Annotated in this window: 17 protein-coding genes; 10 read left to right on the top strand and 7 right to left on the bottom strand. The window is 54.6% G+C overall.

Annotated features, from left to right (window positions below):
* Positions 1 to 29: 29 nt before the first annotated feature.
* Positions 30 to 383, top strand: coding sequence for a DUF3147 family protein (locus tag P2G53_RS07575; protein WP_275815820.1), 354 nt, complete (start codon positions 30 to 32; stop codon positions 381 to 383).
* A gap of 124 nt (positions 384 to 507) precedes the next feature.
* Positions 508 to 1,533, top strand: coding sequence for a folate-binding protein (locus P2G53_RS07570; protein ID WP_275815818.1), 1,026 nt, complete (start codon positions 508 to 510; stop codon positions 1,531 to 1,533).
* Here P2G53_RS07570 and ung read toward each other — a convergent pair.
* Positions 1,530 to 2,213, bottom strand: a complete 684-nt coding sequence (gene ung / locus P2G53_RS07565) for a uracil-DNA glycosylase (RefSeq protein WP_275815816.1) — start codon at positions 2,211 to 2,213, stop codon at positions 1,530 to 1,532. The genes P2G53_RS07570 and ung overlap by 4 nt on opposite strands.
* Before the next feature lie 103 nt (positions 2,214 to 2,316).
* On the opposite strand from ung, the gene P2G53_RS07560 reads away from it, so the two are divergent.
* The gene (locus tag P2G53_RS07560; RefSeq protein ID WP_275815814.1) at positions 2,317 to 4,191 is read left to right on the top strand and encodes an MFS transporter; all 1,875 of its coding nucleotides are present in this window, start codon (positions 2,317 to 2,319) and stop codon (positions 4,189 to 4,191) included.
* A 27-nt stretch (positions 4,192 to 4,218) separates the two neighbouring features.
* Here P2G53_RS07560 and lysS read toward each other — a convergent pair whose 3' ends face one another.
* Positions 4,219 to 5,718, bottom strand: a complete 1,500-nt coding sequence (gene lysS, locus P2G53_RS07555; RefSeq protein WP_275815812.1) for a lysine--tRNA ligase — start codon at positions 5,716 to 5,718, stop codon at positions 4,219 to 4,221.
* Positions 5,719 to 5,748: 30 nt separating this feature from the next.
* Complete coding sequence (prfB, locus tag P2G53_RS07550; RefSeq protein ID WP_275815810.1) at positions 5,749 to 6,843, bottom strand: peptide chain release factor 2; 1,095 nt, start codon at positions 6,841 to 6,843, stop codon at positions 5,749 to 5,751.
* Between the two features lie 149 nt (positions 6,844 to 6,992).
* On the opposite strand from prfB, the gene nhaD reads away from it, so the two are divergent.
* The gene (gene nhaD, locus P2G53_RS07545) at positions 6,993 to 8,444 is read left to right on the top strand and encodes a sodium:proton antiporter NhaD (RefSeq protein ID WP_275815808.1); all 1,452 of its coding nucleotides are present in this window, start codon (positions 6,993 to 6,995) and stop codon (positions 8,442 to 8,444) included.
* Between the two features lie 2 nt (positions 8,445 to 8,446).
* On the opposite strand, the gene fldB is transcribed toward nhaD, so the two are convergent.
* Together fldB and P2G53_RS07535 are read right to left on the bottom strand one after the other, a co-directional pair.
* Positions 8,447 to 8,971 (bottom strand): flavodoxin FldB, encoded by a 525-nt coding sequence (gene fldB / locus P2G53_RS07540; RefSeq protein WP_275815806.1) that lies wholly within the window; start codon positions 8,969 to 8,971, stop codon positions 8,447 to 8,449.
* 51 nt (positions 8,972 to 9,022) lie between these two features.
* Positions 9,023 to 9,346, bottom strand: coding sequence for a phasin family protein (locus P2G53_RS07535; RefSeq protein ID WP_275815804.1), 324 nt, complete (start codon positions 9,344 to 9,346; stop codon positions 9,023 to 9,025).
* 152 nt (positions 9,347 to 9,498) lie between these two features.
* Between P2G53_RS07535 and gloA the strand changes: the two genes are divergently transcribed.
* The 3 genes from gloA (at position 9,499) to P2G53_RS07520 (ending at position 11,480) form a co-directional block, all read left to right on the top strand.
* A complete protein-coding gene (gene gloA / locus P2G53_RS07530; protein ID WP_275815803.1) occupies positions 9,499 to 9,891 on the top strand; it encodes a lactoylglutathione lyase in 393 nt (130 codons plus the stop codon).
* A 257-nt stretch (positions 9,892 to 10,148) separates the two neighbouring features.
* Positions 10,149 to 10,952, top strand: a complete 804-nt coding sequence (locus P2G53_RS07525; protein ID WP_275815801.1) for a tetratricopeptide repeat protein — start codon at positions 10,149 to 10,151, stop codon at positions 10,950 to 10,952.
* Positions 10,953 to 11,030: 78 nt separating this feature from the next.
* Positions 11,031 to 11,480 carry an RDD family protein gene (locus P2G53_RS07520; RefSeq protein WP_275815799.1) on the top strand — a complete coding sequence of 150 codons (450 nt, stop codon included), beginning with the start codon at positions 11,031 to 11,033 and terminating at the stop codon, positions 11,478 to 11,480.
* On the opposite strand, the gene lptG is transcribed toward P2G53_RS07520, so the two are convergent.
* Positions 11,477 to 12,559, bottom strand: coding sequence for an LPS export ABC transporter permease LptG (gene lptG, locus P2G53_RS07515; protein WP_275815797.1), 1,083 nt, complete (start codon positions 12,557 to 12,559; stop codon positions 11,477 to 11,479). The two genes, P2G53_RS07520 and lptG, sit on opposite strands and share 4 nt — an antisense overlap.
* Positions 12,559 to 13,668, bottom strand: a complete 1,110-nt coding sequence (gene lptF / locus P2G53_RS07510) for an LPS export ABC transporter permease LptF (RefSeq protein ID WP_275815795.1) — start codon at positions 13,666 to 13,668, stop codon at positions 12,559 to 12,561. Before lptF ends, lptG begins: the two co-directional genes overlap by 1 nt.
* Positions 13,669 to 13,798: 130 nt before the next feature.
* On the opposite strand from lptF, the gene P2G53_RS07505 reads away from it, so the two are divergent.
* The 3 genes from P2G53_RS07505 (at position 13,799) to P2G53_RS07495 (ending at position 18,722) form a co-directional block, all read left to right on the top strand.
* On the top strand, positions 13,799 to 15,292 hold the full coding sequence (locus tag P2G53_RS07505) for a leucyl aminopeptidase (RefSeq protein ID WP_275815793.1): 1,494 nt from the start codon (positions 13,799 to 13,801) through the stop codon (positions 15,290 to 15,292).
* 3 nt (positions 15,293 to 15,295) lie between these two features.
* Complete coding sequence (locus P2G53_RS07500) at positions 15,296 to 15,727, top strand: DNA polymerase III subunit chi (protein ID WP_275815791.1); 432 nt, start codon at positions 15,296 to 15,298, stop codon at positions 15,725 to 15,727.
* Between the two features lie 139 nt (positions 15,728 to 15,866).
* Entirely contained in the window at positions 15,867 to 18,722 is a 2,856-nt protein-coding gene (locus P2G53_RS07495) for a valine--tRNA ligase (RefSeq protein WP_275815789.1), read from the top strand.
* Positions 18,723 to 18,750 lie beyond the last annotated feature (28 nt).

Raw genomic sequence — 18,750 nt, 5'->3', positions numbered from 1 at the left:
ATAAGACTCACTGCAGAGGGTCTCAATCAGTGGCTTATTACCTCTTTAAAATATTGCTGACCAGCATTGTCATTGTTGTGATCTCCGAAATTGGTAAACGCAATACCCTGCTGGCAGCATTACTGGCTTCAGTACCGCTGATTTCTGTGCTGGCAATGCTCTGGCTGTATATTGAAACCGGGGATCTGGTTCAGGTTAAAAATCTGGCCAGCAATATTTTCTGGCTGGTTTTACCGTCACTGACACTGTTTATTTCTCTACCCTGGTTTATCACCAGAGGATGGGGATTTTACCCCGCCATGGCGGCAAGCCTGGCAATCATGCTGGTCTGTTATGGCCTGACGCTGTTACTTAAAGACTGGATCAGCCACTTAATCAACTAACGCCGCTTTTTGCGGCTGACTTTTAATCTGTTTCTACCTTGATTATTGCCAGCAGAGTCCCCATTTAAGATGATAATCTCTGCAGTATCCCCCAGAACAATCCAGATGGAAGTACCCCAGCCCGATGAGTACCTTTAGCGAACGTCTTACCCAGCAAGGTATCTGTTTCAGCCCAAGCGGTGATTGTGTTTCCGCGAACAGCCAGAAATCCACGCTGGCCATTCCACTCGAGCAGTACCGTATCTTCGCCATCAAAGGGCCTGATTGCTGGAAGTTCCTGCAGGGCCAGTTGACCTGCGATATGACTGAAGTGCAAAACCGCGGCAGCAGTCTGGGCGCACACTGTAATATCAAAGGCCATATGCTAAGTCTGTTCCGCCTGATGCGGGTAGCCGAACAGGAAGTCTGGCTGCGCATCCATGCCAGCATCGCGGACAGTGCGATCGCCAACCTGAAAAAATACATCATCTTTTCCAAAGCCGAACTCAGCGAGATCTCGGATCAGGTGACTGGACTGGGGCTGATTGGTCCCGGCACAACGGCTGCCATCGACAAGCTGTTTGAGCGCGTACCCAGTGAAGATAACGGCATTATTGGACTGAATTATGGTGTAGTAATCCGCGTACCCGGCGACCGGTTTGAACTCTGGCTGCCAGAGGAAAAGCTGCTGGAGCAACTCAGCCATCTGCCTGATCGCGTGGGTATCGGTAGCGAAGAAGCCTGGACCCTGAGCGAAATTCAGGCCGGTATTCCTGACCTGCGCCCCGAGATTCAGGAAGCGTTTATTCCACAGATGACCAACCTGCAGGCTGTGGCTGGCGTCAGCTTCCGTAAAGGCTGTTACACCGGTCAGGAGATTGTGACCCGCCTGCAGCACCGGGGGCAGCTGAAGAAATCGATGTATCACCTCAGCGTTGCCACTGCTAACCGCCCGGAGCCGGGACAGCCGCTGTTTACGGCTGAACAACAATCCTGCGGCCAGGTGGTCGTGGCCGCCGCTGACTGCAACCCTGAGCAGTTCAGTCTGCTGGCGGTCATCACCAAAAAAGCCGCTGACGAAGGGCAGGTATTTCTTGAAGACGGCACACCGGTCGTCTTTAACGCGCTGCCCTACACCCTAGATCCGGCGATGTTTCTGCCTAAAAATTAATTCAGTTCCGGCAACCGCCAGTCGATTGGCTGGCGGCCATGCTCACTCAAATAGGCATTCGCCTGACTGAAATGCCCGCAGCCAAGAAAACCCCGATGGGCCGATAAAGGCGAAGGGTGCGGCGCCTGCAATACCAAATGTCGCTGTCGGTCGATTACAGCTCCTTTTTTCTGGGCATAGCTGCCCCAGAGCAAGAACACTACGTGCTCACATTGAGCATTCACCGCAGCGATAACGGCATCGGTGAACTGTTCCCAGCCTTTGCCCTGATGCGAGGCTGCACTACTGTCCTCCACTGTTAGCACACTGTTCAGCAGCAACACCCCCTGATTGGCCCAGCTCTCCAGAAATCCATGTTGTGCGGGCGGTATACCCAGATCTCGCTGCAGCTCTTTGTAGATATTGACCAGTGAAGGCGGTGTTTTCACCCCGGCCTGCACGGAAAAACAGAGACCATGGGCCTGACCCGGCTGGTGATAAGGATCCTGCCCCAGAATTACCACTTTCACCTCACTCAGCGGTGTGGTTTCCAGTGCTTTGAACCAGTGATCGGAATGGGGATAGATCACCTTTTTCAGATTTTTCTGCTCGCGCAAAAACGCTTTCAGCTGCTGCATGTAGGGTTGCTGAAACTGATCTTCAAGGACCGCCTGCCAACTCGGCGCCTGCTCCAGTGCCATAGGATACCTATATGTCCAAACTCATTTGGAACAGCATCATACCTTAAATAAAGACAGGCTGTTGCTGCAGCTGCGGTTGACAGTCTGATCTCAGGATTCTAGGGTGAAAAGCTCCTCTCTGATGGAGCCCGATGTGATCGCAACTTTCTTTTCCCTCCTCGCACTCTATGTCAGCTGTTTTATTCTGATGCTGGGTTTTGGCCTGATCGGCCTGCTGTTGCCTGTGAGGATGGGACTGGATGGCGTCAGTACCGACACCATCGGCCTGGTGCTCTCCATGTACGCTGCCGGCATGTTATTAGGCGGACTTTACAGTCGTAAACTGATTATTCGCGTGGGCCATATCCGCGTATTTACTGCCTGTGCGGCGCTCAGCGCGGTGGCAATCCTGATCTGCGGCCTGAAAACCGACCCCTGGACCTGGGGCGCCATGCGTCTGCTGATGGGTTTCTGTCTGGCCTGTAATTTTGCGGTGTTTGATGGCTGGCTGAGTGATACCGCGACTGAAAAAACCCGTGGCCGGATTATGGCCACCAGCCAGATCACCATTATGGGCGCTGTAGTGGTGGGGCAATTTCTGTTCAATCTGGCACCGATCTCAGAACCCACCCTGTTTATCCTTGCTGCCATTCTGCTCTGTCTGGGGCTGGTGCCCCTGGCACTGAGCCGACGCAGCGGGCCACCGATTACAGAAACCCAGAATATGACTCTGAAAAACCTGCTGCACCACGCCCCATTCGGGGCCGTGATCTGCCTGTTTTCCGGGGTACTCTATGGCGCCTTGATGAACCTGATGCCGGTTTACGCGGGCGAGCGCGGCATTGCCGACTTCCAGCTTTCACTGTTTATGGGCTGTGCGGTGCTGGGGGCATTTTTGCTGCAATTCCCCATCGGCATGTTGTCAGACCGTTTCGACCGACGTCAGGTACTGGCCGGCCTGTTGGGGGTTAATCTGGCAGTGACCCTGTTGCTACCAGGCGTTGGCCACAGTGGGCTGTTTATGCTGATGCTACCGCTGGTAGGCATCCTGACTGGACTGCTCTCCTGTATTTACCCGATGAGCATTGCCGAAACCTTTGACCGAATCCGCAAAGCCGAGATGGCCGCGGCCATGGGGCGAATGCTGACACTCTATGCCGCTGGCAGTATCGCCGGACCCGCCCTCTCCTCGAAAGCAATGTCCTGGTTTGGCAGTGACGCCCTGTTTTTCTTTCTGGCACTGTTTCAGCTACTGCTGCTTGGCTTCTGCATCTACCAAATGCGCCATGGCCGCAAGGCACTGCCGGTGGAAGAGCAGGAGCAGTATGTTATTCACACAGAAGTGGGTTCTACCCTGTATGATCTTGACCCACGTTTGCCGGGTGATGACACAGAAACACCCAACAGTCTGGAAACCCGGGTTGCCATCCGTATTGCCGAAAGCAATCCCGCGGCGGCGGTTAAAATGGCACGCGAACTGGTGCTGGCGAACCCGGATAAAGCGATGGAACTCTCCGCCGCACTGGTACAGGTCGAGCAGATCGATATTGGCCGCCTGTATGCTTCCATTACCCGCGCAGCTCCAGACCTGAGTCTGGACATTGCCAAGATGCTGGTCAGCAATGCGCCTGATCAGGCCAACCGACTGGTCAGCTGGCTGGCTGAACATCAACCGGAAACCCTGAGTCGCATCACTCAGGCCATCAGTGAACAGTATCATGTTGAACAGGAGTTCGAGACACCTGAAGCCAGTGCCGAGGTACCCCTGCGGCGAGCTGACCGGGATGCCATGCATGAGTCAGCGTCCGAGCTGGTCAGTCACTTCTCTGAACACTATCCGGATCAGGCAATGGAGATTGCTACAGCCGTAGTGGAAACCCTGCCGGAGTATGCATCAGAGGTGGTGAATATCCTGCAGGAATCAGAACACTTTGATCAGGAGCTGATGGATCAGGTGCCCCAACAGAAACCTGAGCAGACACCCAAAGAGACTGGGTGACAGGCGTCGCCTGCCACCCAAGCGCGATTAGCCGCGTGGGCGCATCGCCGGGAACAGAATGACGTCACGGATCGACGGTGAGTCGGTAAACAACATCACCAGACGGTCAATACCAATGCCTTCACCAGCGGTTGGCGGCAGACCATATTCCAGTGCGTTGATGTAATCCGCATCGTAGTGCATCGCTTCATCATCACCGGCTTCTTTCTCCGCCACCTGGGCCTGGAAACGTTCCGCCTGGTCTTCAGAGTCATTCAACTCGGAGAAACCATTCGCCAGCTCACGGCCACCGACAAAGAATTCAAAGCGGTCGGTCACAAACGGGTTGCTGTCACTGCGACGTGCCAGCGGAGACACTTCCGTTGGGTATTCAGTAATGAAGGTTGGCTGATCCAGACGGTGTTCGACGGTTTTCTCGAAGATCTCGATCTGAACCTTGCCCAGACCCCAACCGTCTTTGACATCAATGTCCATGCGCTGCGCAATCTGGCGCGCCGCATGATCATCTGCCAGTGCTTCAGCGGTGATCTCCGGGTTGTAATGCAGAATGGAATCAAACACGCTGAGACGCTGGAACGGTTTAGCCAGATCGTATTCAAAGGTTTCCAGCACTTCACCGTCTTCATTACGCACGGTGTTCACCAGCGTGGTAGTACCCAGAACATTCTGCGCCAGGGTACGCAGCATATCTTCGGTCAGGTCCATCAGGTCATGGTAATCCGCATAGGCCTGATAGAACTCGATCATGGTGAATTCCGGATTGTGACGGGTGGACAACCCTTCGTTACGGAAGTTACGGTTGATCTCGAACACGCGCTCAAAACCGCCGACCACCAGCCGCTTCAGATACAGCTCAGGCGCGATACGCAGGTACATATCACGGTCCAGCGAGTTGTGATGGGTAATAAACGGACGCGCACTGGCACCGCCCGGAATCACCTGCAGCATCGGTGTTTCGGCTTCAATAAAACGACGTTCGGTCAGGTACTGACGGATGCCGGCAACGATTTTGGAGCGAATCTCAAACACCTTGCGTGAATGATCATTGGTGATCAGGTCAACGTAACGCTGACGGTAACGCATCTCGGTGTCCTGCAGACCCTTGTGTTTGTCGGGCAGCGGACGCAGGTTTTTGGTCAGCAGCTGATATTCCGCCATATCAACATACAGATCGCCCTTGCCGGACTTATGCAGTTCACCGGTGACACCGATGATGTCACCCAGATCCAGACCTTTGGCAAAGGTACGGGCTTCTTTGTTGACATAAAACTGGATACGACCGGTCATATCCTGCACTACACCAAAGGCGCCACGGTTCAGCATGACACGGCCCGCGATGCTGACGCGGATGCCTGCAGTTTCAAGCTCTTCCTTGCTCTTGTCGCCATACTGAGCCTGCAGATCCGCCGCATAGCTGTCACGACGGAAAGTATTCGGGAAGGCATTGCCTGTTTCACGCAGGCCATTCAGTTTGGCGCGACGTTCAGCGATCAGGCGGTTTTCATCTTGCTGTATATTGTCAGACATCGGCGTGATAGATCCGTAGTAATTCGTTACTTATAAACCAGCCTTCAGGCTGGCCTCGATAAACATATCCAGATCACCGTCCAGTACTTTGTCGCAGTTGGAGGTCTGAACATTGGTACGCAGGTCCTTGATGCGCTGATCATCCAGCACATAGGAGCGAATCTGGCTGCCCCAGCCGATATCGGCTTTGGAATCTTCCAGTTCCTGGGCTTTTTCGCTGCGCTTGAGCATCTCCATCTCATACAACTTGGCACGCAGCTGTTTCATACAGGTGTCTTTGTTCTGGTGCTGTGAGCGCTGGCTCTGGGACTGCACCACAATACCTGAAGGTTCGTGGGTAATACGCACCGCGGACTCGGTCCGGTTAACGTGCTGACCACCTGCACCGGAAGCCCGGTACACATCTACACGCAGATCAGCAGGATTGATCTCAATTTCGATATTGTCATCAATTTCTGGCGAGACAAACACGGAACAGAATGAGGTATGACGACGGCCACCGGAGTCAAACGGTGATTTACGCACCAGACGGTGCACACCGGTTTCGGTTCGGAGCCAGCCAAAGGCATACTCACCCATAAAACTGATAGTAGCGGATTTAATACCCGCCACTTCACCCGGGGACACCTCAATCAGCTCGGTTTTAAAGCCACGGCTTTCACCCCAGCGCAGGTACATGCGCAGGACCATATTGGCCCAATCCTGGGCCTCGGTACCGCCGGAGCCCGCCTGAATATCCAGATAGGCATTGTTGGGGTCGGCTTCACCAGAGAACATACGACGGAATTCCAGCTGCTGCAGTTTTTCCATCAGTGCGTTGACATCATCTTCAACCACAGCAACGGTTTCTTCGTCGTTTTCTTCTACCGCCATATCCAGCAGATCGCGCGTATCCGACACACCCGCCGTCAGTTCTTCGATGGTTTCAACCACGGTTTCCAGCGCTGCACGCTCTTTTCCCAACTGCTGGGCGTATTCAGGTTTCTCCCATACCGCAGCATCTTCCAGCTCACGGCTGACCTCTTCCAGGCGCTCTTTCTTACCCTCATAGTCCAGAAAGCCACGTAAAGCGCGGGTGCGCTCGGCTATATCTTTCAGGTCATTTAGAATTGGGTTAATTTCCATGCTATGCGTCACTACCGGCGGTGATGAAAAAGGGGCGTTATTTTAGCCAAAAAGCAGACTAAACACTACCGCCCCGGATGGCTGGCTTTTAAATACACCCGACCTTTAGAATAGTAGGCTCAATTGCCGCATAGGACGTCTTCAGGACAATGAAAGCGCTACTGTTCAGCCTCGCTTCTCTGACAGCTCTGCTTCTGGCGACCTCCGTATCAGCGGCCGAATCCGCCCTGCCCCTGCAGGATTTCACCACCAGCGCCTATGGCGTGCTGGCGCTGATGATTTTTGTACTGGGTTACATCCTGGTTCTTAGTGAAGAGTTTATTCATCTGCGTAAATCCAAACCGATCATGGTTTCGGCCGGTCTGATCTGGATTCTGGTGGGCATTGCCTACGCCACCACCGGGGATACGGAAACCGCTGGGCTGGCAGCACGGCAGAATATTCTTGAATACGCCGAGCTGTTTCTGTTCCTGCTGGCCGCCATGACTTTTATCACCACCATGGAGGAGCGACTGGTATTTGCCTCCCTGCGGGCCTGGCTGGTCGCTCAGGGTTACAGCCTGAGGCAAATCTACTGGATCACAGGCCTGCTGGCATTTTTTATCTCCCCGGTGGCCGACAACCTGTCCACAGCGCTGTTGATGGGTGCCGTGGTGCTGGCGGTCGGTAACTCCTATCGGTGTTTTATCACAGTGAGCTGTATCAACATTGTGATCGCCGCCAATGCCGGCGGAGCTTTCAGTCCGTTTGGCGACATCACCACCCTGATGGTCTGGCAGCGTGGTCTGGTAGAGATAGAACAATTCCTGTTGCTGATGCCTCCGGCACTGGTCACCTGGCTGGTCCCCGCTATATTGATGAGTTTTACCATCGAACGAGAGCCCCCCACCGGCGACGGTGAACTGCAACCGATGAAAAAAGGCGGCATCACCATCATCTTCCTGTTTCTGGCAACCATTGCCCTGAGCATCAGTATTCACAGTACCCTGCACCTGCCGCCGCTGCTGGGCATGATGACGGGATTAGGGGTTTTGAAGCTGTACGGGTATTACCTCAGCCATTATGAACCAATTGAGGGTGAGCATGGCCATATCAGCCACCATCATGCAGAAACCATGCAGACCCATCAGCAGACACAGGGGGACAACATAGAGGTGGTGCGCCGCTTTAATATTTTTAAAGTGGTTGAGCGCTCGTCCTGGGATACGCTGATGTTTTTTTATGGTGTGGTCTTGTGTGTGGGAGGACTGGCCAGCCTGGGTTATCTGGCGCTGATGGCAGAGTGGCTCTATGTGGATCTGGGCGCGGTACCGGCCAATATTTTGATCGGCATGATGTCTGCCCTGATCGACAATATTCCGGTGATGTACGCCGTCATCACTATGAATCCGGAGATGGCTGTCAGCGACTGGTTGCTGGCAACCCTGACCATCGGCATTGGTGGTTCGTTACTGTCGATCGGATCGGCAGCGGGCATCGCCCTGATGGGGCAGGCTCAGGGCACATACACCTTTGCCAGCCACCTGCGTTGGAGTTGGGCTATTGCCCTCGGGTATGCCGCCGGAGTGGCAACACACCTGTTGATAGAACACTTTGTCTGAGATCAGTCAGGCAGACCAAATTCCGCCAGCACCTGCTGACACCAGCGGGTGACGCGCTCTTCAGTTTCGTAGCTCTGACTATCCTCATCGAGTGCCAAACCGACAAACTGAGTACCATCGGCAGTCAGCGCCCTGGACGCTTCGAAGTTGTAACCTTCATTAGGCCAATAGCCTGAAAAAAGCGCACCACGCTGCTGCAGGCATTCATGCAACATGCCCATCGCATCGAGAAACCATTCGCCATAACCGATCTGATCACCCAACCCGAACAGCGCACATCGCTTGCCGGAAAAATCGATGTTTTCCAGTTCAGTCCAGAGATCCTGCCAGTCTTCCTGTAACTGCCCAAAGTCCCAGGTTGGAATCCCCAGAATCAGATAGTCATACTCGGCAATGGCAGTCAGCCCATCAGTGGCAATGTTCAACCGGTGCACCCGGTTAAAACCGATTTTTTCCGCAATGAGTTCAGCAACACTTTCGGTATTGCCGGTGGTGGAACCGTAAAGCAAAGCGATCGCATGCGTCATATCACGCGTCGCCCTGTGCAATAGAGGTCACTGGGGTCAATCTGAATAACATCACTTGTTGAATACATCAAACGTAGACTGAGTCATCTGCTCAATTTCGGATCGAGCTTCCTGCAACACTTTCATATTGCTTTCACTTGCCAGACGCAGGGTATTTTCCAGGTCCTTGGCATAAGTACGCTGCAGATCAAGCAGATCTGTCGGTGAATCACATTTCTGCAATTCACGGGTCTGCTGAATCGTCGCTTCAATACACAACTTGGTGCATTCCATCTGCTGGCGGGTCAGTTCCTCCAGCATACGCGTCTGAATGTTTACCAGCTCTTTAAAAGGAGCCATGGAATCTTCGATTTTTTTGTTTAGATCCTGGAACATACCGCTATCCATCCTGATCAGATACTGAACCAACCGTATAACGCCATTATCAATCACAGCCTGATATACTGAGTAGATCACTGATAACCTGGTCGGGCGAACGGTTGTACCTGTGATAATACCAAAATCAAACGATAAGGGGATGAGTTAAAGTGCGTATGTTACATACCATGCTGCGGGTCACTGATCTGGAGCAGTCAATTGAGTTCTACTGCGATGTGATGGGCATGAAACTTCTGCGTCGCAAGGATTACCCTGAAGGAAAATTCACACTGGCGTTTGTCGGCTATGGTGATGAAACCGATCACACCGTGCTGGAGCTGACCCACAACTGGGATACCAACCAATACGATATGGGCAACGCCTATGGCCACATCGCCATTGAGGTTGAGGACGTTTATGCCGCCTGTGATGCTATCAAAGCCAAGGGCGGTAACGTGGTGCGTGAAGCCGGTCCGATGAAAGGCGGCAACAGCATTCTGGCCTTTGTAAAGGACCCTGACGGTTATATGGTTGAACTGCTAAGCCCCGACCGTAAGGACTGATCATCGTGGCGGGCACCTCGGGTGCCTGCCATGTTTCATAGCGCAGAGTTGATCTGGCGCAACAAAAGCCGGATTCTCATTCTGGCACGCTGGCCTCACCCACAGCCTCACTTTAGCATTAGCAACCTCTGATTTATCGGACACACAACAATCACCTCTATCGTGCACTCACCTTTGTGATGATCAACATTTATGCATGATTCTGGTTATAATGTGCGGCCTCAGACCTTATTTCGTTTCAAGTACGGGTTGAATCCATGAAAAAACAGCTCATCTACGCTCTGGTGCTCTCCTGCAGTTTAGGTTCAGGTATGGCCTTGGCTGCCAGCCTTGCCAAGGGCACACGCGCCTTCGAAAAGCAGGACTACGAAACCGCACTGGCTGAACTCAAGCCTCTGGCACAGGACGGAGATCCTGAAGCACTCAACATGCTGGGGCAGATGTACGAACACGGCTGGGGCGTTGAGCAGAACGAAAAAACCGCCAAGCGTTATTATCTGCGCGGGGTCTCTCAGGGCCATTTGGGCAGTGTTAACAGCCTGCGGGCACTGAAAAACAAAGCCTATGTGGTCGAGTTCGCCAAAATCGAACCCGACGCTGAAAACGGCAACGCTTCTGCCCAGAATCGTCTGGGTGAGATGTATGAATTTGGCTACGGCACAAACCGCAATGCAGATATGGCATACAGCTGGTACCGTAAAGCCGCTGAGCAGGACTACCTGCCGGCGCTGCATAATCTCGGCCGCTGCTATAACTTCGGCACTGGCGTGGAACAGAATTTCGAACAAGCCGAAATCTGGTACCGCAAAGCTGCTGAACGTGGACACACCGATGCCATGTTCTTCCTGGGTACACTGTATTCAAACCACCACGGCAGCCATTCCGAACAGGACAGTGATATTCAGGCCTATGCCTGGATGCACAACGCCGCTGAACTGGGTAATCAGACCGCTAAAGCAATTGAAAGACGCCTGATCATGAAGCTGGACCCTCAACAGCAGGAATCAGCCACTGCGTTATCTGAAGAGTACCGTCAGCAGTACGTGCTGCCGTACAAATAATCAAACCCGGCATCGGGGCTTAGCCGCCCCGATCGCCCATCGACCCTCACTTCCTGTTATCAGTAAGGAAACATCTCCATGCCCCGGCACTTCCGCCAAGCCTATTCTGATGTCACCACCGCGTCGCCTCTGAAGCGTCTGTTGTCACTGGTCTACGATGGCATGATTCTGATTGCATTGTGGATGGTGATCGGCATGATTGCCGTGTCACTGAACGATGGTGAAGCGGTACAGGGGCCGTTGTTTAAATCGGTCCTGCTGGTAATCACCTATTTCTTTTTGAGTTTTTTCTGGATGCGCTCCGGACAGACACTGGGCATGCTGGCCTGGCGACTGCGTATACAGACACTGGCGGGGGAACCGCTGAATCCCACCCAGACCCTGCTGCGGTTTTTCACCGGCATGTTGTCGATTGCATGTTTTGGTCTGGGATTTATCTGGATGTTTATCAACCGCGACCGTCAGGCCTGGCATGATCTGGCGTCAGGCAGTTGCGTGGTGCAACTACCCAAGCAGAAAAAGGATTAATGAGCTCGGCGTAGTAGCAAGGCTCCGGCGCCGAGACAGATCAGAATCGGTAACAGAACCGCCAGCAGCGGCGCAATGCCAAACACACTGCTGGCCGGTTCCAGCAGATCGCGACTCAATTTAAATGTCAGTCCAACAATAATACCGGTCATCAGCCGCTGCCCCAGTGTCACACTGCGCAATGGCCCAAACACAAACGACACCGCAATCAGCACCAGCGCCATCACCTCCAGCGGCAACATCAGCTTGCCCCAGAACGCTACCTTATAATTTTCAGATGCCAGCCCCTGCGACACCAGATACTCAATGTAGGTGCTCAATTCAGTCAGTGACAGGGTTCCAGCATCCACGGCAGCCGCACTGAGCAGCTCTGGTGTCAGCTGGCTGGGCCAGACATCCAGTGCCTGCTTACTGATCTGTAATGCGGCTGGCGGCTGATCAGCTACAGCATCCGGGAACAGCGTTGACTTCACACCGGTCAGATACCACTTACCGTCACGATACTCCCCCTGCTGGGCAAAACTGGCCCGATGCAGACTGAGATCCGGATTGAATTCATAACGGGTCACACCACGGATCTGCCCACCCGGCACCACAGCATTGATATGCACAAAGGTCATCTGGTCACGGTGCCAGACCCGGCTGGCCTCGCGCACCACATCCGAACCATCCAGCTTAAGCTGGCGGTAACTCTGCGCATGCTGCTCACTTTGCGGCACGACAAGCTCACCCAGCGCCATGGTCATTACAATCAGCAGCAACACTGGTTTGGATACCGCAAGAATAATGCGCCAGGTCGAAATGCCAGCGGCGCGCATCACGGTCAGTTCAGAGCTGGAAGCCAGCATCCCCAACCCCAGCAGGCAGCCAATCAGGCTCGCCATCGGCACAAAATCATAGATGCTCTGCGGCATCGTCATCAGGACATACCAAATCGCCGACCAGAAGGTGTATTCCGGAGTCAGATCCGGCAGCTCTTCAATCACTGCAAACAGGGTGTCCAGCCCCAGGATCACCAGCAGAGTAACACCTACAGCCGCCAGCACCTGACGGGCAATATAACGATCCAGTACGTTCATCAGCGCCCCTTGCCGAAACCAAAAGAAGGCAGCGCGACCTGATCAAACAGGTGTCGCCAGAAACGCCCAAACATCAACATGTTCAGCGCCAGCATGATAAATACACCATGGGCCAGCCATAACAGGGCGGCCGGAGCACCATCCGCCACCAGGCTTTTCACATTGCTCAGCGCCGCCAGATAGATCAGATACACCACGATAGACGGCACCAGACGACCATAACGCCCCTGCCTTGGGTTGACCCGACTCAGAGGCACCGCCAGCATGGTCACCACAATTGCCAGAATCGGCAGGGACAGACGCCAGTGCAGTTGGGCACGCTCTTTCGGTTTATTCGACTGCAGCAACACCGAGGTGGGCAGCGCCTCCGCCCTAGGATATTTCAGGGTTTGGGTTTTGACCGGCAACAGCGTGCCGTATTCAGCAAACTGCAGTTCAGTGAAGTCGCCCGCCCCCGGCACACCTTCATAACGATGCCCCTGCTCCAGCACCAGAAAACGCTCGTCCAGATCCTCTAACACACGGGTTTCCCCTGCCTGCGCCAGTGTTACCTGCAGCCGGTTAGTCTGAGGATTACGTTCAGCGGTAAACACCAGACCGAGGCGGCCGTCATCGTCCATGCTTTCGGTATAGACCACCCGCGGTGACCGGGCGGGTTGCTGGAATCGTCCCGGTACCAGGGCATCCAGCTCGCTACGCTGTTTCTGCTGATCAAAAATAAGATTGGTATGCTGTGCGCCCAGCGGGGCCAGCCAGAGAGAAAGCAAAGCGACAATAACGGCTACCAGCAACGCCGGACCCATTGCATAAGCCAGCAGGCGTTTACGGCTCATGCCGCAGGCTTCCAGCACGGTCATTTCACTTTCAAGATAAAGTCGACCGTAACCCAGCAGAAAACCGAGAAACAGGCCCAGCGGCAAAATCAGCTGCAGAAAATCAGGCAGTCGGAACAGAATGATCTGCAGTAGTACATCCGCATCCAGTGCACCACTGGCCACCTGCGCCAGGTAGCTGACCAGACGACCGCTCATGATGATCACCAGCAGCACAGCGCTCACTGCCAGCATGCTCAGTAAAACTTCACGGGCCAGATAGCGAAATACGATCAATGCGGAAACCTGTTACCTAGAATAAAATCGTTTATAGTAGTGATCTTTCCAAGCGGTCTGTAAACCAAGCGCCTGAATTGTAACCGGCATTATCCTTGAAACCGCTTTTAATGTCTTGTCTGGAGTCAGCATGGATTTTGAGATTATCAATGGCGACATCGCCGCACTGGAAACCGAATGTTTAGTGGTGGCTGTTGCACCTGAGGGGCAACTTTCTCCTGCCGCCAGCGCCGCAGACAGTGCCAGCAACGGTTACCTGCAGGAGATTCTCGCAGGCGGTGATATCAGCGGTAAAACTGCGCAGACCCTGTTATTGCACAAAGTACCGGGCCTGACCGCCAGGCGCGTCTTGTTGCTGGGTGTCGGCAAAGAGGAAGAACGCAATAACCGCAACTACCGCAAAGCGATCACCGCAGCGATGGGCGTGGTTAAAAGCACCGGAATCAGTCATGTCATCTTTGCGCTGGACGGCGTGCTGACCGACGACACTGACCAGTACCGTCAACTGCGTCATCTGGTGGAATGGAGCGGTCAGGAGCTCTACCTCTACGATGAAACCAAGAGCAAAAAAGCTGACCCGCTGAAGCTGGAAAAATTCAGCATCCTCTGCGCTGAAGAGGATACCGATCTGGCTGAGCAGGCACTGCTGGATGGTACTGCCATCGTTAACGGCACCAGCATTGCCCGTGATCTGGGTAACCTGCCGCCGAACATCTGTACCCCTACCTATCTGGCTGAACGCGCGCTGGAACTGGAAGCGGAATTTGAAGCCCTGACCACCACCATTCTTGATGAAGACGAGATGGCCGAGTTGGGCATGCACTGCCTGCTGTCTGTCGGTAAAGGCAGCGAACAGCCGTCTAAACTGGTGGTTATGCAGTACAACGGTGGCGTCGAAGGCGAAGCACCACATGTACTGGTAGGCAAAGGCATCACCTTTGATACCGGTGGTATCTCCCTGAAGCCGGGCGATTCCATGGACGAGATGAAATACGACATGTGCGGTGCCGCCAGCGTATTCGGCGCGATCAACGCCGTCTGCGAAATGGCCCTGCCAATCAACGTGGTAGGCATTGTTGCGGCCGCAGAAAACATGCCAAGCGGCCATGCCAGCAAACCGGGTGACATCGTCACCACCATGTCTGGCCAGACCGTCGAAATTCTGAACACCGATGCCGAAGGCCGTCTGGTGCTGTGTGATGCCCTGACCTACGCGGGTCGTTTCAATCCTGCGTCCGTTGTCGACATTGCCACCCTGACCGGCGCCTGCATTATCGCGCTGGGCCACCAGGCCAGTGGTTTGATGTCAAATGATGACCAGCTGGCTCAGCAGTTGCTGGAAGCCGGTGTTCAGGCAGGTGACCGCGCCTGGCAGCTGCCATTGTGGGACGAATATCAGGAACAGCTCGACAGCAACTTTGCCGATATGCAAAACATCGGCGGTCGTCCTGCGGGTTCCATCACTGCGGCGTGTTTCTTGTCCCGCTTCACCAAGGAATACCGCTGGGCACATCTGGATATCGCCGGCGTGGCCTGGAACAGCGGCAAGAACAAAGGTGCCACCGGCCGCTGCGTACCGCTGCTGACTCAGTACCTGCTGAACCAGTCAGCCACTGAGGAATAATCCTTGGCCAGCAAAGCTGATTTCTATCTGCTGCCGAATGACGACCCCGAAGACCGGGGTCGTTTTCTCTGCCGTCTGCTGGAAAAAGTCTGTGCCATGGGGCATCAGGCGTATATCTATACCGAAGATGCCCGGGCCGCACAGCAGCTTGACCAACTGCTCTGGGAGTTCAAACCGGAAGCGTTTATTCCCCATGGCCTTAGTGGTGAAGCCCATCATTCAGCCGTAGAAATCGGCTGGGATACACAGCGCCCGCAGCATCGCGACCTGTTTATCAATCTGGCACTGGAAGCCCCGGAAGATATCACTCAGTTTGAGCGCATTCTGGAGATCGTCGTACAAAGCCCGCCGGTTCTGGAAGCTACCCGTCAGAACTTTCGTCGTTACAAAGAACTGGGGATTCCCGCCGAAATGCACGACCTGCGGCAAAGCTGAGCAAATCCGCCTGCTCTGCCACAGTTAAGACAGCCAATCACTACTTTCCTGTGCCCCTAACCGGTATAATGCCGCGTTTATTCCGGTGCGCAGCCGCGTACCCCAGAAATTCACACGATTGCAGAAGAACCCGAGCGCCATGGACACTACTTACCAGCCGCAAGAGATCGAAAAATCCTGGTACAAGACCTGGGAAGATAACAACTATTTCGCCCCGTCTGGTGAAGGCGACTCCTACTGCATCATGATCCCGCCGCCGAATGTCACCGGCAGCCTGCACATGGGCCACGCCTTCCAGCACACCATCATGGATGCGCTGACCCGCTACAAGCGGATGCAGGGCAAGAACACCCTGTGGCAGGTTGGTACCGACCACGCCGGTATCGCCACCCAGATGGTGGTGGAGCGCAAGCTAGCGGCGGAAAGCCAGCAGTCCCGCCATGATCTGGGCCGTGATGCCTTTATCGAAAAGATCTGGGAATGGAAGGAAGAATCCGGCGGTACCATCACCCGCCAGATGCGCCGTCTCGGCAACTCCGTGGACTGGAACCATGAGCGTTTCACCATGGACTCCGGTTTCTACCACGCGGTGCAGGAAGTGTTTATCCGTCTGTATGACGACGGCCTGATCTACCGTGGCAAGCGTCTGGTGAACTGGGACCCGAAACTGCACACCGCCATCTCCGACCTGGAAGTGGAGAACAAGCAGGTCAAGGGCAAGATGTGGTACCTGCGTTACCCGCTGGCCGACGGTGTTAAAACCGATGCCGGCGACGACTTTATTGTGGTGGGCACCACCCGTCCGGAAACCATGCTGGGCGATACCGGCGTAGCAGTAAACCCGGACGATGAGCGTTACCAGAGCCTGATCGGCAAGTTTATCGAACTGCCGCTGGTCGGCCGCCGTATTCCAATCGTTGCTGACGAACACGCCGATATGGAAAAAGGCACCGGCTGCGTAAAAATCACCCCCGCGCACGATTTCAACGACTACGAAGTGGGCAAGCGCTGCGGTCTGCCAATGATCAACGTGCTGACCTTCAACGCGGATATCCGTGATGAAGCCCAGACCTTCAACACCGATGGCAGTGTGAACAACGAACTCAGCGGCTATATTCCGGAAAAATACCGGGGTATGGAGCGCTTTGCCGCCCGCCGCGAGATTGTTGCCGATCTGGAAGCACTGGGCCTGCTGGTCAAGATCGACGAAAACGACATGACTATCCCCTACGGCGACCGTGGTGGCGTGGTTATCGAACCGATGCTGACCGACCAGTGGTTTGCCGATGCCAAAACCCTGGCCAAACCGGCCATCGAGGCGGTGGAAAACGGCGATATCAAATTTGTGCCCAAGCAGTACGAAAACATGTACTTCGCCTGGATGCGCGACATTCAGGACTGGTGTATCTCCCGTCAGCTGTGGTGGGGCCACCGCATTCCGGCGTTCTACGATAACGACGGCAATGTCTATGTTGCTAACGATAAGGACGCGGCCCGCGCCAAATACGGCCTCAGCCCCGAGCTGGAACTGCGTCAGGACGATGACGTGCTGGACACCTGGTTCAGCTCCGCCCTGTGGACCTTCGGTACTCTGGGCTGGCCGGAAGCCAATGAACGACTGAACACCTTCCATCCGACCGATGTGCTGGTCACCGGTTTTGACATCATCTTCTTCTGGGTGGCGCGCATGATCATGATGACCATGCATTTCATGAAAGATGAAGACGGCAAACCGCAGGTACCCTTCCACACCGTTTACGTCACCGGTCTGATCCGTGACGAGAGCGGCGACAAGATGTCCAAGTCCAAGGGCAACGTGCTTGACCCGCTGGATATGATCGACGGCATCAGCCTGCCGGACCTGCTGGAAAAACGCACCGGTAACATGATGCAGCCGCAGCTGGCAGAGAAGATCGGCAAGCGTACCGAAAAAGAGTTTCCGGAAGGGATCTCCGCCCACGGTACCGACGCCCTGCGTTTCACTCTGGCGGCGTTGGCCTCCACCGGCCGTGATATCAACTGGGATATGAAACGCTTGGAAGGTTACCGCAACTTCTGTAACAAGCTGTGGAACGCCGCCCGTTACGTGAAGATGAACACCGAAGGCGAAGACTGCGGCCAAGCTGGCGGCGATGTCAGCCTGTCACTGGCGGACCGCTGGATCATCAGCCGCCTGCAGAAGGTGGAAGCCGAAGTGAGCAAACACTTCGACGAATACCGCTTTGATATGGCGTCCAAGGCCCTGTACGACTTTATCTGGAACGACTACTGCGCCTGGTATCTGGAACTGTCCAAGCCGGTACTGTGGGACGACAATGCCAGCGCCGAAGCCAAACGCGGCACCCGCCGCACGCTGGTCCGGGTACTGGAAGCGGTACTGCGTCTGACTCACCCGATCATGCCGTACATCACTGAAGAGATCTGGCAGCAGATTAAACACTTGGCGGGAAAAACAGGCGACACCATCATGCTGCAGCCTTACCCGGTGGCCGATGACAGCAAGATCGACAGCGATGCCGAAGCCGAAATCAAATGGCTGCAGGGCGTCATCACCGGCGTGCGTAATATCCGCGGCGAGATGGGTATCTCCCCGGCCAAGGAACTGGATGTACTGTTCCAGAACGGTGGCGAACTGGATAAAACACGTCTGGAAAGCAACCGCGCCTTCCTCAGCAAACTGGCTTCTCTCAGCAGCATCACCTGGCTCAATGCCGGTGACGAAGCACCGATGTCAGCCACCCAGCTGGTAGGCGATATGGAAGTACTGGTGCCGATGGCTGGCCTGATCGACAAAACTGCCGAACTGGCCCGCCTGCAGAAAGAACTGGATAAACTGCAGAAAGAAACCGGCCGCCTGAAAGGAAAACTGACCAACGAAAAATTCGTCAGCAACGCCCCGGCGGATGTGGTTGCCAAAGAGCAGGAAAAACTGGCCGAAGCGGAAAAAGCGCTGCTCAAACTGCAGGAGCAGTACGGCAAAATCGAAGCGCTTTGACGGTCTCGCAGATAACAAAAAGCCCGGA

The organism is Neptuniibacter sp. CAU 1671 (assembly GCF_029222905.1).
In the GTDB taxonomy this organism is placed as follows: Bacteria; Pseudomonadota; Gammaproteobacteria; order Pseudomonadales; family Balneatricaceae; genus Neptuniibacter.
This window is presented reverse-complemented; position numbering and strand designations above follow the sequence as displayed.

Bases quoted from the DNA above. Each gene is read 5' to 3' on its own strand.
- P2G53_RS07570 (WP_275815818.1), top strand. From the start codon at position 508: ATGAGTACCTTTAGCGAACGTCTTACCCAGCAAGGTATCTGTTTCAGC.
- ung (WP_275815816.1), bottom strand. From the start codon at position 2,213: ATGGCACTGGAGCAGGCGCCGAGTTGGCAGGCGGTCCTTGAAGATCAG.
- lysS (WP_275815812.1), bottom strand. From the start codon at position 5,718: ATGTCTGACAATATACAGCAAGATGAAAACCGCCTGATCGCTGAACGT.
- prfB (WP_275815810.1), bottom strand. From the start codon at position 6,843: ATGGAAATTAACCCAATTCTAAATGACCTGAAAGATATAGCCGAGCGC.
- nhaD (WP_275815808.1), top strand. From the start codon at position 6,993: ATGAAAGCGCTACTGTTCAGCCTCGCTTCTCTGACAGCTCTGCTTCTG.
- fldB (WP_275815806.1), bottom strand. From the start codon at position 8,971: ATGACGCATGCGATCGCTTTGCTTTACGGTTCCACCACCGGCAATACC.
- P2G53_RS07535 (WP_275815804.1), bottom strand. From the start codon at position 9,346: ATGTTCCAGGATCTAAACAAAAAAATCGAAGATTCCATGGCTCCTTTT.
- P2G53_RS07525 (WP_275815801.1), top strand. From the start codon at position 10,149: ATGAAAAAACAGCTCATCTACGCTCTGGTGCTCTCCTGCAGTTTAGGT.
- P2G53_RS07520 (WP_275815799.1), top strand. From the start codon at position 11,031: ATGCCCCGGCACTTCCGCCAAGCCTATTCTGATGTCACCACCGCGTCG.
- lptG (WP_275815797.1), bottom strand. From the start codon at position 12,559: ATGAACGTACTGGATCGTTATATTGCCCGTCAGGTGCTGGCGGCTGTA.
- P2G53_RS07505 (WP_275815793.1), top strand. From the start codon at position 13,799: ATGGATTTTGAGATTATCAATGGCGACATCGCCGCACTGGAAACCGAA.
- P2G53_RS07495 (WP_275815789.1), top strand. From the start codon at position 15,867: ATGGACACTACTTACCAGCCGCAAGAGATCGAAAAATCCTGGTACAAG.